The sequence below is a fragment of the Synechococcus sp. MU1651 genome (assembly GCF_023630635.1).
Taxonomy (GTDB): Bacteria; Cyanobacteriota; Cyanobacteriia; order PCC-6307; family Cyanobiaceae; genus Parasynechococcus.
In genome coordinates, this window is sequence record NZ_JAKUHJ010000002.1 from 39206 (window position 1) to 53168 (window position 13963).

11 protein-coding genes are annotated in these 13963 nt (G+C 64.4%); 3 read left to right on the forward strand and 8 right to left on the reverse strand.

From position 1 onward, the window contains the following. Window positions 1-14 precede the first annotated feature (14 nt). The 5 genes from NCN05_RS03135 to tig all read right to left on the reverse strand — a co-directional run bounded on the left by NCN05_RS03135 (window position 15) and on the right by tig (window position 6174). Complete coding sequence (locus NCN05_RS03135) at window positions 15-1940, reverse strand: DNA polymerase III subunit gamma/tau (protein WP_250396950.1); 1926 nt, start codon at window positions 1938-1940, stop codon at window positions 15-17. A 23-nt stretch (window positions 1941-1963) separates the two neighbouring features. Then, on the reverse strand, window positions 1964-2602 hold the full coding sequence (locus NCN05_RS03140; RefSeq protein ID WP_250396951.1) for a lecithin retinol acyltransferase family protein: 639 nt from the start codon (window positions 2600-2602) through the stop codon (window positions 1964-1966). A 4-nt stretch (window positions 2603-2606) separates the two neighbouring features. Further along, a complete protein-coding gene (clpX, locus tag NCN05_RS03145) occupies window positions 2607-3956 on the reverse strand; it encodes an ATP-dependent protease ATP-binding subunit ClpX (protein ID WP_114988861.1) in 1350 nt (449 codons plus the stop codon). Between the two features lie 90 nt (window positions 3957-4046). Next, the gene (clpP, locus tag NCN05_RS03150) at window positions 4047-4721 is read right to left on the reverse strand and encodes an ATP-dependent Clp endopeptidase proteolytic subunit ClpP (RefSeq protein WP_186494226.1); all 675 of its coding nucleotides are present in this window, start codon (window positions 4719-4721) and stop codon (window positions 4047-4049) included. A gap of 43 nt (window positions 4722-4764) precedes the next feature. Beyond that, entirely contained in the window at window positions 4765-6174 is a 1410-nt protein-coding gene (gene tig, locus NCN05_RS03155; RefSeq protein WP_250396952.1) for a trigger factor, read from the reverse strand. A 157-nt stretch (window positions 6175-6331) separates the two neighbouring features. Between tig and NCN05_RS03160 the strand changes: the two genes are divergently transcribed. The 3 genes from NCN05_RS03160 to NCN05_RS03170 are packed head-to-tail and all read left to right on the forward strand — an operon-like array spanning window position 6332 to window position 10356. Beyond that, a complete protein-coding gene (locus NCN05_RS03160; protein ID WP_250396953.1) occupies window positions 6332-7354 on the forward strand; it encodes an aspartate-semialdehyde dehydrogenase in 1023 nt (340 codons plus the stop codon). Further along, window positions 7354-8262, forward strand: coding sequence for a 4-hydroxy-tetrahydrodipicolinate synthase (gene dapA, locus NCN05_RS03165; protein ID WP_250396954.1), 909 nt, complete (start codon window positions 7354-7356; stop codon window positions 8260-8262). Before NCN05_RS03160 ends, dapA begins: the two co-directional genes overlap by 1 nt. A gap of 51 nt (window positions 8263-8313) precedes the next feature. Then, the gene (locus NCN05_RS03170) at window positions 8314-10356 is read left to right on the forward strand and encodes a ribonuclease J (RefSeq protein ID WP_250396955.1); all 2043 of its coding nucleotides are present in this window, start codon (window positions 8314-8316) and stop codon (window positions 10354-10356) included. Here NCN05_RS03170 and NCN05_RS03175 read toward each other — a convergent pair. Genes NCN05_RS03175 through holA form a run of 3 tightly spaced genes read right to left on the reverse strand, consistent with a single transcriptional unit; the run spans window position 10342 to window position 13960 of the window. Next, window positions 10342-11127, reverse strand: coding sequence for a hypothetical protein (locus NCN05_RS03175; RefSeq protein WP_250396956.1), 786 nt, complete (start codon window positions 11125-11127; stop codon window positions 10342-10344). The genes NCN05_RS03170 and NCN05_RS03175 overlap by 15 nt on opposite strands. A gap of 14 nt (window positions 11128-11141) precedes the next feature. Continuing rightward, window positions 11142-12947 (reverse strand): aspartate kinase, encoded by a 1806-nt coding sequence (locus NCN05_RS03180; protein ID WP_250396957.1) that lies wholly within the window; start codon window positions 12945-12947, stop codon window positions 11142-11144. Window positions 12948-12994: 47 nt separating this feature from the next. After that, window positions 12995-13960, reverse strand: a complete 966-nt coding sequence (holA, locus tag NCN05_RS03185) for a DNA polymerase III subunit delta (RefSeq protein ID WP_250396958.1) — start codon at window positions 13958-13960, stop codon at window positions 12995-12997. Window positions 13961-13963 lie beyond the last annotated feature (3 nt).

The following is a 13963-nucleotide window of genomic DNA, read 5'->3' on the forward strand; positions in this document are numbered from 1 at the left end:
GAATCGACGTTCACTCAGTTGACGTCGTCAACGTCGAGCACCTGACCGTTGAAGAAGTCCGCCAGGTTGCGGGCCTGACGATCCAGGCCTGAGGGAGGACTGGGTTGAGGGTTGGGTTCTGCTGGTGCAGCTGCCGGGTTGGCGTCCAATGGTTTGGCTTGGGTGTGCGGCAGTTCTGGCGCTGACACCGGAGCTGACGCTGGTGTTGCTGAGGGTGCCGGAGTTGGGGGCTCGACCGCTGCTGGGGCTGTTGCGACCGGGGCTGTCCCGACCGGCATGGTTGCGACCGGCGTGGTTGTGATGTCCGGAGCGATCGGGGGGGGTGTGGTCGGTGGAGTGATTGATGGTGGTGTGACCGGGGCTGTTGCCAGCGGAGGTGGCATGGCGCTGTTGCTGGCCTCCAGCACCAGCTGCCGCGAGCCTCCAAGCGCTTTGGCCACGGCCTGTTCCAGCAGGGATGCTCGGCTCTGCACCATCCCCATCCAGTTGCCTGCCACCTGCACAACGGCACGGTTGGCATCAAGGCGCACCAGTTGGGCCTGCTGCGACAGCAGCATTCGGGTGGAGGGCAATTCGAGGCTGCCCAGGATCTGCTGCCAGAGCTCGGGCAGGTTGGTGCTGGCGGCCGCTGCAGGGGTGGAGACCGCCGGCAGTTCCGGTGATGGCGCAGGGGCAGGTTTTGGGCTGGGGCTGGGCGCCTCGATTGCGGGGGTTGCTGCAGGGGCTGCGGCGGCAGCCGTGGGAGCAGGAGGGGCGACTGGTGTTGTCGGTGGGCTTGCTGCTGCCGGCTGCGTTGTTGCTGGTTGTCTTGGGGCCGGCGCTGCGGCTGCGCTCTGAGCCGCCACCGGTTCCGCCAGCAACCCCAAAAGCAGCACTTCCAGCCACAGGCGCGGCTGCACGCTTTGGCGCAGTTGTTGCTCGGTGCCGCGCAGTTGTGCCTGCCATTGCAGCAAGCGGGCCCTGCCGATGGTCTTGGCGAGGGCGGGCAGCTGCTCGCGGAACTGGGGCGACACGCTGGTGAGTTCCAGTCGCTCCGGAGCGGCGGCCATCAGCACCAGATCGCGCAGCATCCCGGCCAGACCCTGCAGCACGGCCCCGGGATCTCGGCCCCGGTCCAGCAGGTTGCGGGTGGCCTCCAGCAGCTGCACAGGTTCGGCGCTGCTCATGGCCCCCACCAGCTCCAGCAGTTCCTGCTCGGGCACGGCCCCCAGCAGATCCCATACCGCAGCGGCTTCGATCGGTGGCGGCAGCAGGCTCAGCTGATCCAGCAGGCTTTCCGCATCACGCAGGCCTCCCTGGGACCGCTGGGCCACCACATGAATGGCCTCAGGCTTGATCTCGATCGCTTCCTGTGCGGCGATCCAGCTCAGATGCTTGTTGAGGGCATCCAGAGGAATGCGGCGGAAATCAAAGCGTTGACAACGGCTGAGGATCGTTGGCAGCACCCGTTGCGGGTCGGTGGTGGCGAGCACGAACACCACCTGCGGTGGGGGCTCCTCCAGGGTTTTCAGTAGGGCGTTGAAGGCTGCTGTGGAGAGCATGTGGCACTCGTCCACCACGTACACCTTCCAGCGGGCCTGCACCGGTGCGAAGCGGGAGCGTTCGATCAGCTCGCGGATGTTGTCGACGCCGGTGTTGGAGGCGGCATCGATCTCGATCACATCGAGGGCGGTGCCGGCGGCGATCGTGGTGCAGAGCTCACAGGTGCCACAGGGCTCTGGAGTGGGCCCCTCGCTGTTCAGGCAATTGAGCGAGCGGGCCAGGATGCGGGCGCTGGAGGTTTTGCCGGTGCCGCGGGGGCCGCTGAACAGATAGGCCGGGGCAATCCGATTGCTGGTGAGGGCGTGGCCCAGGGTGGCGGCGATCGCCTCCTGCCCCACCAGCTGGTCAAATCGCTGGGGCCGGTATTTGTGATGCAGCGGCTGGTAGGCCGAACTCATGCGCCGCGAGCGTTGAGAGGAGATTACTCAGAGGAATCGGAGCCTGGAAGGGCGGGGTGCTGCTGGAGCAGGGCATCAATCCGTTGTTTCAGGTCTTCGACGGCGGCCAGTTCATCGGCCAGGCTCTGGCCCGTGAGCAACAGCCGGCGATCGGTTCCCTCTCCTGCTCGTTCCAGCAGACCCTCCAACTTGTGCAGCAGCGAGAGGCGCAGGCGTTCCAGCTTCTCCACGCCTCGCCTGGCCATGGCGCGGGCGTCGTCATCGAGCAGGCCCCGTTGCATCAGGAGCTCCAGGCCCCGCATCAGCGCCGAAGGCATCAGCCCGCTCCAGTGGCGGGCCCGTTCCAGCACGGAGTCCACCTGGCCACTGCGATGACGTCCGGTTTTGCACCAGGTGGCGAAGTGCTCGCAGTTGTTGAACAGCAGGTTGTAGTCCTGCTCTCCCAGACGCCCCATGGCCCGGCGCAGGGTCACACCCTGTGGAGACGCCTCGACGTAGTGGATCACCCGCAGCGGTTGGCCCTGGCTGAACTCCTCCAAGGGGCTGCGCAGAATTTCACGCCCTTCCAGATAGTGGGCGACGGTTCCGTCGCCGAGGTCGATGCCGTGGTGGTTGAACAGGCCGTGCTGACGCGGCACCTCCAGGTGGTCAGCGGCAGCCAAGACTTCAGGCGGTCTTCTGTTGTTCCGCGCCAGGCAGGGGCAGCACCTTGCCGCCCGTGTGTTCCTCCACCATCGCCCGGGTGACGGTGAACTCCTTCACCGATGTCTGGGATGGCAGGTCGTACATCAGGTCCAGCATCAGCTCCTCAACGATGCCGCGCAGGGCGCGGGCCCCGGTCTTGCGCCGGTGAGCCTCCTGGGCGATCGCTTCGATGGCGTCATCGGCGAACTGCAGTTGCACGTTGTCCATGCTCAGTAGGGTGCGGAACTGCTTCACCAGAGCATCGCGGGGTTCGGTGAGGATCGATTGCAGGGCGCTTTCGTCCAGGGGCTCCAGCACGGCACTCACCGGCATCCGGCCGATGAATTCGGGGATCAGGCCATAGCGCACCAGATCATCCGGCTCCAGGTGCCGCAGCACCTGGGCGGCCTGAAGGTCGCGGTTGGCGCGGCTGCGTCCACGGCCGTCGCTGGGCATGAAGCCGATGGCATTGCGGCCCATGCGTTTCTGCACCACGTCGTCCAGACCGACGAAGGCACCACCGCAGATGAACAGGATCTGGCTGGTGTCGATCTGGATGCAGTCCTGATAGGGGTGCTTGCGCCCGCCCTGGGGCGGCACGTTGGCCACCGTGCCCTCCAGCATTTTCAGCAGGGCCTGCTGCACACCTTCGCCGGACACATCCCTTGTGATTGAGGGGTTCTCGCTCTTGCGGGCGATCTTGTCGATTTCATCGATGTAGATGATCCCCCGCTGGGCCTGGTCCACATCCATATCGGCCTTCTGCAGCAGCCGCAGCAGGATGTTTTCCACGTCTTCACCCACGTAGCCCGCTTCGGTGAGGGTGGTGGCATCGGCCACGGCGAAGGGCACGTCCAGCATTTCGGCCAGGGTCTGGGCCAACAGCGTCTTGCCGCAGCCGGTGGGTCCGATCAGCAGGATGTTGCTCTTGTGCAGCCGGGTTGCCGTTTCCTCGGTTTCGCCCTGGCCATCCCCCTGCCAGGCCAGACGTTTGTAGTGGTTGTAGACCGCCACAGACATCACCTTCTTGGCCGCGTCCTGGCCGACCACCTGCTGATCCAGGAAGCTCTTGATGTCCTGAGGCCTAGGAATGGAGGCCAGGGTCGGGGCCGGTTTGCTGCTCTTGCGGGCGGCTGGGGTGGCCTTCCGGCTCGGCTCGTGGCTGTGGCGGGGGTTGCCCTGACCATCCACCAGCTCTTCATCCAGGATCTCGTTGCAGAGATCGATGCATTCGTCGCAGATGTAAACGCCAGGTCCGGCGATCAGCTTGCGCACCTGGTCCTGGGATTTCCCACAGAACGAACACTTCAGATGGGCGTCGAACTTGGCCATCGAACGCTGGGCACCACACAGGAGAACAACTCAGGAATCAACCGATGGGGTCTCCCTGAACACACAGGATCGAGAACGGAAGGGCGTCTGTCAGCCCTCCGTAATGATTCCTCCGTCCCCGGAACTGTCCACCACGCGATCAATCAGGCCGTATTCAACCGCTTCTGCCGGAGAAAGGAAGTAGTCGCGGTCGGTATCTTCCGAGATCTTGTCGAGCGGCTGGCCGGTGTGCTCCGCCATCAACCCGTTCAGGGTTTCCTTGAGGTAAAGGATTTCCTTGGCCTGGATCTCGATGTCCACCGCCTGCCCCTGGGCACCACCGAGAGGCTGGTGAATCATGATCCGGGCATTCGGCAAGGCAAGGCGCTTGCCCTTGGTGCCACCGGAGAGCAGGAAGGCACCCATGCTGGCGGCGAGGCCATAGCAGATGGTCACCACGTCAGGGGCGACCTGCTGCATCGTGTCGTAGATCGCCAGACCAGCGGTGACCGAACCGCCTGGTGAGTTGATGTAGATCTGAATGTCTTTTTCGGGATCCTCGGCTTCGAGGAACAGCATCTGTGCCACCAGGGCATCGGCAACGGCGTCATCCACGCCGGTGCCGAGGAAGATGATCCGCTCCCGCAGCAGGCGGGAATAGATGTCGAAGGCGCGGTCGCCGCGACCGGACTGTTCCACAACCGTGGGCAGTGGCCCCGGTGCCGAGACGGGCATGGCGGCCCGCCAGCGGTTCTGGATGGGGTGGTGACTGCGGGCGTCGATCACGCGATCGGTATGCGGTGAAGTTGGGCCAATCTATGGGCGTTGCTCAGTCCTTGGCGTCCGCCTTGGACTTGCTTTTGGCCGCGGTCTTCTTGGCGGCGGGCTTTTTCTTGGCTGCAGCCTTGCTGTCATCCGCAGCCGGTGCCTTTTCGGTGAGGGTGCTGTTCTCCTCGAGCCAGCCCATCAGACGATCCTGCATAAGGTCATCCATCACCGCCTGACGCAGGCGCTCCGGATCGATCTTGGCGTCGGCGGAGAGCTCCTTCTTCACCTCCTTGACCTTGGCGTCCACGTCCTTGTCGTCGAGCTTGATGTCCTCCGCTTCAGCCAGGGCGGTGAGGGCAAAACTGCGGCGCAGACGCTCTTCAGCCTCGGGGCGGGAGTTCTGCATCAGGTTGCGCACCAGGTCGGGAGTGAACAGCGACTTCACATCCATGCCCTGCTGGGCGAACTGGGCTGCGGTCTGCTCCAGCAGGTTGCGGCTTTCCTGTTGGATCAGGGCTTCCGGCAGCTCCACCTCCAGCTGCTCCACCAGGGCGGCGACGAGGGCATCGCGGCGGTTGCTGGTCTGACGGCGTTCGGCGTCGTCCTTGAGCCGCTGCTCCAGGTCTTTGCGCAGGTCCGCCAGGGTTTCCTGTTCGCTGGCCTGCTTGGCGAATTCGTCATCCAGCTCGGGCAGTTCGCGGGTCTTGAGGTCCTTCAGTTCGATCTCGAAGGCGGCCTTACGTCCGCGGGCGTCCTCCTTCGGGTAGTCGTCAGGGAACTGGCAATCCACGGTTTTGGTCTCGCCGACCTTCATGCCGATGACCCCTTCGATGAATCCGGGGATCATCCGGCCGTTTTCCAGGTCCACATCCATCGAATCGGCACTGCCGCCCTCGATCTCGCTGCCGTCATCGCTGTAGATGCCCTTGAAGCCGAGCACAGCGATGTCGCCGTTCTTCGCGGCACGGCCTTCCACAGGAACGACCGTGGCCATCTGCTTGCGGGAGTCCTCAAGCATCGCGTCGACCCGTGAGGCGTCGTAGGCGACGGTTTCAAATTCCGCCTTCAGGCCCTTGGTGGTTTTCAGCTTCGGCGTCGGGGCGACGTCGGCTTCCAGGGTGAAGGTGAGTTCCTTGCCGGGCTCAAAGCTCTCCAGCAGGCCGTCGAAACCACTGCTCAGATCAGGCTGACTGATCGGTTCCAGCGATTCCTGCTGGATGGCGTCACGCCAGGCGTTATCGATCAGCTTTTCCAGAGCCGTGGCTTTGATCCGCACGCCACCCAGCTGCTGCACCAGCACCGTGCGCGGCACCTTGCCCTTGCGGAAGCCCGGCAGGTTGATGCTGCGGCTCAGGTTGGTGATGGCGTCTTCGTAACTGGTCTTGCAGCGCTCCCCAGGAACGGTGACCGTCACCGCCAGGCGGCTGCTGGGGCGGGCTTCAGTGGTCACCTTCAGGGCTGCAGCGCTCATGGGGGAAGGGAAAGGGCAGCCCAGCACTTTATGCAACCGGTGAATTCAGGCTGGATCGGTAAGCTGAGCGCGTCGCTAGGCCGACATCACGTTCTCTACGTAGTGATGTCGGATATGAGAAACGACGGGTTTTCGTTCAGATCGTTCACTCCACCGCTTGTCTTCGACCCTTCCCAATCGCCCTCTCAATGTTGCTGTTCTCGGTGCCAGCGGTGCTGTTGGCCAGGAACTGCTGCTGTTGCTTGAAGAGCGCCGTTTCCCCGTTGGCGAGCTGAAACTGTTGGCGTCGGCCCGTTCTGCCGGCCAGACCCAAATCTGGAACGGCCGCACCCTCACGGTGAAAGAGGTTTCGGCCCATTCTTTTGAAGGGGTCGACCTGGTGCTGGCATCAGCGGGTGGTTCTGTTTCCCGGCAGTGGCGCGAGGCGATCACCGCCGCCGGTGCGGTGATGGTGGATAACTCCAGTGCCTTCCGGATGGAAGAGGGTGTTCCGCTGGTGGTGCCCGAGGTCAATCCCGATGCGGCCTTCGCCCACAAGGGCGTGATCGCCAATCCGAATTGCACCACGATCCTGCTCACCCTCGCTTTGGCTCCTTTGGCGGCCAAGCGGGCGATGCGCCGAGTGGTGGTGAGCACCTACCAATCCGCCAGTGGTGCCGGTGCCAGGGCCATGGAGGAACTGAAAAACCTGTCGCAGACGGTGCTGGATGGCGGCACTCCAAAAGGAGAGGTGCTGCCTTACTCCCTGGCGTTCAACCTCTTTCTGCACAACTCTCCCCTGCAGGCCAACAGCTATTGCGAGGAGGAGATGAAGATGGTGAACGAGACCCGCAAGATCATGGGTCTGCCGGATCTGCGCTTCACCGCCACCTGCGTGCGGGTGCCCGTGCTGCGGGCCCATTCGGAAGCCGTGAACATCGAGTTCGAGTCCCCCTTCCCGGTTGATGAGGCGCGTGAGCTGCTCGCGGCTGCACCTGGTGTGGAGTTGATTGACGACCCGGCGGCGAACCGTTTCCCGATGCCGACGGATGTGACCGGTCGCGACCCGGTGGCGATCGGCCGGATCCGGCAGGACATCAGTGATGCCAATGCTCTGGAACTCTGGCTCTGTGGGGACCAGATCCGCAAGGGAGCGGCGCTGAATGCTGTTCAGATCGCTGAATTGTTGATTCAGAAGTGATGACCCAGGCCGCCACCCTCTCGCCAACGCCCTTTGGCCGTGTGGTCACCGCGATGGTGACCCCCTTTAATGCAAGCGGTGCTGTGGATCTCAGCGTTGCTGCAAACCTGGCCCGCCACCTCGTGGATCAGGGCTCCGATGGATTGCTGGTGTGCGGCACCACTGGTGAATCGCCGACCCTCAGCTGGGATGAGCAGTTGCAGCTGCTGCAAGCAGTGCGCGAGGCCGTGGGCCGTGACGCCAAGGTGTTGGCGGGAACCGGCAGCAACTGCACGGCCGAAGCGGTGGAGGCCACCAAGGAAGCGGCGGCGGCCGGCGCCGATGGCGCTCTTCTTGTGGTGCCCTACTACAACAAGCCACCCCAGGAGGGCCTGGAAGCCCATTTCCGGGCCATCGCTGAAGCGGCTCCTGAGTTGCCGTTGATGCTTTACAACATCCCTGGCCGCACCGGCTGCAGCATCGCTCCGGCCACCGTGGCCCGGCTGATGGACTGCCCCAACGTGGTGAGTTTCAAGGCCGCCAGCGGCAACACGGAAGAGGTCACGGCCTTGCGGCTGGCCTGCGGTCCGCAGTTGGCGATCTACAGCGGTGACGACGGCCTCACCCTGCCGATGCTTGCGGTGGGTGCCGTGGGAGTGGTGAGTGTGGGCAGCCATGTGGCGGGCCCTGAGATCCGCGCCATGATCGAGGCCTATCTGAACGGCGATGGTGCCTCCGCACTCGCCCTGCACGACGCGTTGATTCCTCTGTTCAAGGCCCTGTTCGCCACCACCAATCCGATTCCCGTCAAGGCTGCCCTGGAACTCAATGGCTGGTCTGTCGGTGCGCCTCGTCCGCCCCTCTGTCCCCTCTCTGACGACATGAAACGTTCGCTTTCCAACGCCATGGCCGCCCTCCGTCAGACCTAGCCCGGTCCGGCTTATCGGCTTACGCAACCCGTTCTTTACACATCGTTTTTCATGGCCAACAACGCGCGATCCAGCAAGGGTCAGGAGCCCTGCCTTCGGGTGATTCCCCTGGGTGGTCTGCATGAGATCGGCAAGAACACCTGTGTGTTCGAGTACGGCGATGACCTGATGCTGGTGGATGCCGGTCTGGCCTTTCCCAGCGACGGCATGCACGGGGTGAATGTGGTGCTGCCCGACACCAGCTTCCTGCGCGAGAACCAGAAGCGGATCCGCGGCATGATCGTCACCCATGGTCATGAAGACCACATCGGTGGCATTGCCCACCACCTCAAGCACTTCAACATTCCGGTGATCTACGGGCCGCGGCTGGCCCTCTCGATGCTCACCGGCAAGATGGACGAGGCCGGTGTCCGCGACCGCACCACCCTGCAGACCGTCGGTCCGCGCGACGTGGTGAAGGTGGGTCAGCACTTCTCCGTGGAGTTCATCCGCAACACCCACTCGATGGCCGACAGCTTCTCGCTGGCCATTTCCACACCGGTGGGAACCGTGATTTTCACGGGTGACTTCAAGTTCGACCACACCCCGGTCGACGGCGAAAACTTCGACATGGCCCGCCTTGCCCACCACGGTGACAAGGGCGTCCTCTGTCTGTTCAGCGATTCCACCAACTCCGAGGTTCCTGGCTTCTGCCCGCCGGAGCGCTCGGTGTTCCCCAACCTGGATCGCCACATCGCCAATGCCGAAGGGCGGGTGATCGTCACCACCTTCGCCAGCTCGATTCATCGCGTGTCGATGATTCTGGAGCTGGCCCTGAAGAACGGCCGCAAGGTGGGGCTGCTGGGCCGCTCGATGCTCAACGTGATCGCCAAGGCGCGGGAACTGGGCTACATGCGCGCTCCGGACGAACTGTTTGTGCCGATCAAGCAGATCAATGATGTGCCCGATCGCGAAACGCTGCTGCTGATGACCGGTAGCCAGGGTGAGCCGCTGGCTGCCCTGAGTCGTATCTCCCGCGGGGAGCATCCCCAGGTGAAGGTGAAGACCACCGACACGATCATCTTCTCGGCCAGCCCAATCCCCGGAAACACCATTTCCGTGGTGAACACCATCGACAAGCTGATGATGCTTGGCGCCAAGGTCGTTTACGGAAAGGGCGAAGGCATTCATGTCTCCGGCCATGGCTTCCAGGAAGACCAGAAACTGATGCTGGCCCTCACCCGGCCCAAGTTCTTCGTGCCGGTGCACGGTGAGCACCGGATGCTGGTGCAGCATTCCCGCACCGGCCATGCGATGGGGGTTCCGGTCGATAACACCCTGATCATCGACAACGGTGATGTGGTGGAGCTCACCCCGGATTCGATCCGCAAAGGCAATGCCGTGAAAGCGGGCATCGAGCTGCTGGATCAATCCCGCAACGGCATCGTTGATGCCCGGGTGCTGAAGGAACGCCAGCAGCTGGCGGAAGACGGCGTGGTGACAATCCTCGCTGCCATCAGCACCGATGGCGCCATGGTGGCTCCGCCGCGGGTGAACCTGCGGGGTGTGGTCACCACAGCTGATGCCCGCAAGATGTCGTTGTGGGTGGAGCGCGAAATCAAGTGGGTGCTTGAAAACCGCTGGAAGCAGCTCTGCCGCAACACCGGTGGCAAGGCCCCCGAGGTGGACTGGATGGGTGTGCAGCGTGAAGTGGAGGTGGGCCTTGGCCGCCGGATGCGCCGTGAACTGCAGGTGGAGCCGCTGATCCTCTGTCTGGTGCAGCCCGCTCCTGGTGGCACACCGGTCTACAAGGGACGTGCCGATGCTGAGCCCGATGACCGTCCGGCTCCCCGTGGTCGCGGTGGCCGTGGCGGTGGCTCTCCCTATGGCCGTCGCAACGGCGGTGGTGGCGGTGGAACCCCCGCTCCGGTGCGGAACAACCAGGGCAATGGCCGCTCTGGCTCGGCAACCCCTGCCCCCGTGCGTGCAGCGGCGGCCACCGCAGTGGTGGAGAAAGTGGCTTCTCAACCGGTGGCTGAAAAGGCAGTCCCGGCTTCCCCGGAGCCGGAGATGCCTGCAGGCCGCACCCGTCGTCGTCGTTCAGCGGCCAGCTGATCGGGCGAAGACCCCTTTGATCCTGTTCATCAGCCCCATTGGCTCCACGGAGTCGGTGGGGCTTTTGGTTTCAGGCTGGAGTTGAACGCGGAGCCATGAGTGCTCCAAAAGCTTCGTGGCCGCAGGCTCCTCGGGTTGGGACGCTGGCTCGACGGTGTCGTGGGGTGGTTCTTCTGCAGTGGGTTCTGGTCCCTGCTTCTCCACGTCTGCATTGGCTTCCGGGCTGACCGTTGTCTCTGGGCTTGGCACAGGAGTTGCAGGGGGAGAGGGATCTGGAGTCGGCATGGCCCTGGGCTCCTCATCACTGGATAACCACGGCATTGCGGTGACCACATCAGCCGGTGCTGGCCTGGCTTGATCGGGAACCTTGCCTAGGAATGGATCCTTGAGCAGATCTGGGCTGGCGCCAATGCTTGCGGGTGTCGTACCTGCTTCGCTGGCGATGTTCTCTGCTCGGCAGCGCTCTAGCCCCTGTTCCGCCAGGGCGGTGATGGTGGCGTCCACGTCACCCTGCAGCACCCGTTCGTAGGAGATGGCGGCTTGCTCCGGTTGCTGGAGCCCGTGCAGCTGGATGTGACCCAGGAGCAACGACACCACCGCCCGCCAGGCCAAGACCAGGCTTGGGTCGTGGTCGTTCGATGCGCTTTCGAGTTGAACCCACAACGCTGAGGCGATGGCATGGGCCTCGGCGTACTCCCCGAGGCCATAGGCCCGTTCCGCGGCTTGGTAGTGCTGCTCGAAATCGGCGTCCACGCGTTGGGGGCCAGTCACCCCGTTGTAGACCGTTAGTCGGGGTCGTGCGGTGAAGCGGTGCCTTGGGCGGTGTGACGCTCCTCACCTCCCAGTCCGAATCCGGCGTGCACCACCTGGAGCGCCTGAACGCCGGCTTCTTCGGCCACCACACAGCTGGTTCTGATTTCGCTGGTGGCAATCAGGCCGATGTTGATGCCCGCATCCGCCAGTGCGCGGAACATGCGACCCGCCGTCCCTGGCGTTGCCGGCATCCCAGCGCCGACGGCACTCACCCGGGCAATGGCCTCGCCGTCTTCAAGGGCGGCTCCAGGCCACTGGGCCAGCAGGGGGGCCAGTGCTACATCGGCGCGGGCGCGGTCGTCCTTGCGCAGGATGAAGGTGATGTCGCGCGATCCGTCGCTGTGTTGCCGTTCCGATTGAACGATCGCATCGAGGCTGATGCTGTTGTCCGCTAGGGCTGAACACAGCGCCGCTGCGGTGCCGGGTCGATCGGGCACGTGGCGAACACTCAGTTGCACCTGGTCGCGGTCGAGGGCGACGCCGCGCACTTCCGGTTCGCCGTTGCCGTTGTCGGTGGGATTGATGTGGATTTGCGAGTCCTCCAGGTCGAAGGCCTCCTGCACGGCTTGAACGGCCTTGCTGCCGGTGCCGGAGTCGATCACGCAGCTCACCTTCACCTCACTGGTGGCGATCAGGCGGAGGTTGATGCCTTGCTGACACAGGCAGTTGAACAGGCCGGCGGCAATGCCAGGGCGCCCCATGATTCCGGCCCCGCTGATGCTGAGCTTCGTGAGTCCTGCTTCGGACGCCAGATCGCCGCCCAGTTGATCCAGAACCATCTGGCTTACAGCGCGGGCCAGCTCGAGATCCGCTTCCGCCACCGTGAAGGTGATGTCGTTGCTGCTGCCCTCGTGGGTGGCCTGAATGATCAGGTCCACATTGATTCCCGCCTCGGAGAGGGTTTCGAACAGGCGTGCGGCAATCCCAGGCTGATCGGGAATGCGGGAGAGGGCGACCACGGCCTGTCCGTCCACTTCCTCCATCCCATCCACAGGACTGCCGAGCTCGAGGCCACTGCTGCTGATCGGACGGGCTGAACGGCTGGTGATCCGGGTGCCGGGGGCATCGCTCCAACTGGAGCGCACCACAAGGTTCACGCCGTAGTTGCGGGCGATCTCAACGGCCCTGGGATGCAGCACGGAGGCCCCAAGGCTGGCGAGTTCCAGCATTTCGTCGCAGCTGATCGTCTCCATCAGCTGGGCATCGGACACCTTGCGCGGATCGGTGCTGAGCACACCCGGAACGTCGGTGTAGATCTCACAGGCATCGGCACCCAGGGCCGCCGCCAGGGCGACAGCGGAGGTGTCGGAGCCCCCACGCCCGAGGGTGGTGATTTCGTTGAGGCCATCGCTGCTGGTGCTGGTGCCCTGGAAACCTGCCACCACCACCACCTGGCCAGCCGCGAGGCGGTTGCGGATTCGGTCGGTGCGGATCCCGAGGATCCGGGCCCGGCCATGGGTGGATTCCGTGGCGATGCCCACCTGTGGACCGGTCATCGACGTCGCACTGACCCCCTGGGCGTTCAAGGCCATCGCCAGCAAGGCGATCGACACCTGTTCTCCACTGGCCAGCAGCATGTCCATCTCCCGCTGGGTGGGGGCAGAGGTGATGGCGTTGGCCAGACCCGTCAATTCATCGGTGGTGTGGCCCATGGCGGAGACCACCACAACCACGTCGTGCCCCTCCTCCCGGCCACGTCCGATCCGATCAGCCACCGCTTTGATGCGTTCCACGCTGCCGACGGAGGTGCCCCCGAATTTCTGCACCAGGAGGGCCATGGACCGGGCTTCAGCAACGCTGGATTTTCTCACCTGGCGGGCAGCGATCAGCCCAGCAGGCCATCCCGGAAGGCATCGCCCGGCTGAGCGCCGCGTTTCAGACGGGCCTCCACCTCCAGGAGACGGCCGAGCAGCGAGAGAAAGCGCTTGGGCGGGCGGCCCTGCAGCTGCTTGCGCATCACGTAGATGCGTTTGGGGTTGCCGATTCCAGCGGCCTTGGCGATCACCGCCACATCCCGTTCCCCCTGTTGTTCCAGCAGGCTCACCCAGAGCCAGCCGCGGATCTGACCGGTGAGGGTGGCCACGATGCGCAGGGCTGGTTCCCCGGCTTCGATCAGGGCATCCCAGCGGGCGATCGCTTCGCCTGGGTTGCCCTCCAGCAGGGCATCGCCCACGGCCAGGGCGTTGGTGGAGCGTCCACCCACCAGCTCCTGCACCCGTGCAGCGGAAATGCTGGTGCTCCGCAGGGAGAGCTTGCGCAGTTCCGATTCGAGCCGGGCGCTGTCGGTGCCGATGGCCTCCACCAGGGCGTCGATGGCATCCGGTTCCACCTTGAGGCCCAGGGCTTCGGCGGTGCGTTGCACCAGCTGGCGCTGGCCGTTGCCATCCCAGGCGGCCGGCAGCGGGAAGCTCTGTTCGTGATCGAGCCCGCTTTTGATCCGTTTCTGCAGGGTTTTGGTGGTGCGCAGGCGACCATCGGGTTTGGCCGGGTTCACCAGCACCAGGTGGCTGCTGTCGGGGATGAGCTCAAGGGCGGCCTCAAATCGGTCAGCCAGCTCACTGGGGCAGCTATTGCAGAACGGACTGCGCTGCAGCAGCACCAGCCGTTCGCCCGTGGCGAAGGGAGGGGTGCGGGCCTCCTCGAGGGCCTGCAGGGCTTGACCCGCATCGGCCCCATCCAGGCGGCTGAGGTTGAGGCTGCTCCAGCTGGGATCGACAACCTGGCCGATCAGGCCATCGATGGCCCGATCCCGCGCAGCGGCGTCATCACCCCAGAGCAGATGGATCGGCATGGG

Bases quoted from the DNA above. Each gene is read 5' to 3' on its own strand.
- dapA (WP_250396954.1), top strand. From the start codon at position 7,354: ATGACCCAGGCCGCCACCCTCTCGCCAACGCCCTTTGGCCGTGTGGTC.
- NCN05_RS03170 (WP_250396955.1), top strand. From the start codon at position 8,314: ATGGCCAACAACGCGCGATCCAGCAAGGGTCAGGAGCCCTGCCTTCGG.
- tig (WP_250396952.1), bottom strand. From the start codon at position 6,174: ATGAGCGCTGCAGCCCTGAAGGTGACCACTGAAGCCCGCCCCAGCAGC.
- holA (WP_250396958.1), bottom strand. From the start codon at position 13,960: ATGCCGATCCATCTGCTCTGGGGTGATGACGCCGCTGCGCGGGATCGG.
- NCN05_RS03135 (WP_250396950.1), bottom strand. From the start codon at position 1,940: ATGAGTTCGGCCTACCAGCCGCTGCATCACAAATACCGGCCCCAGCGA.
- clpX (WP_114988861.1), bottom strand. From the start codon at position 3,956: ATGGCCAAGTTCGACGCCCATCTGAAGTGTTCGTTCTGTGGGAAATCC.
- NCN05_RS03180 (WP_250396957.1), bottom strand. From the start codon at position 12,947: ATGGCCCTCCTGGTGCAGAAATTCGGGGGCACCTCCGTCGGCAGCGTG.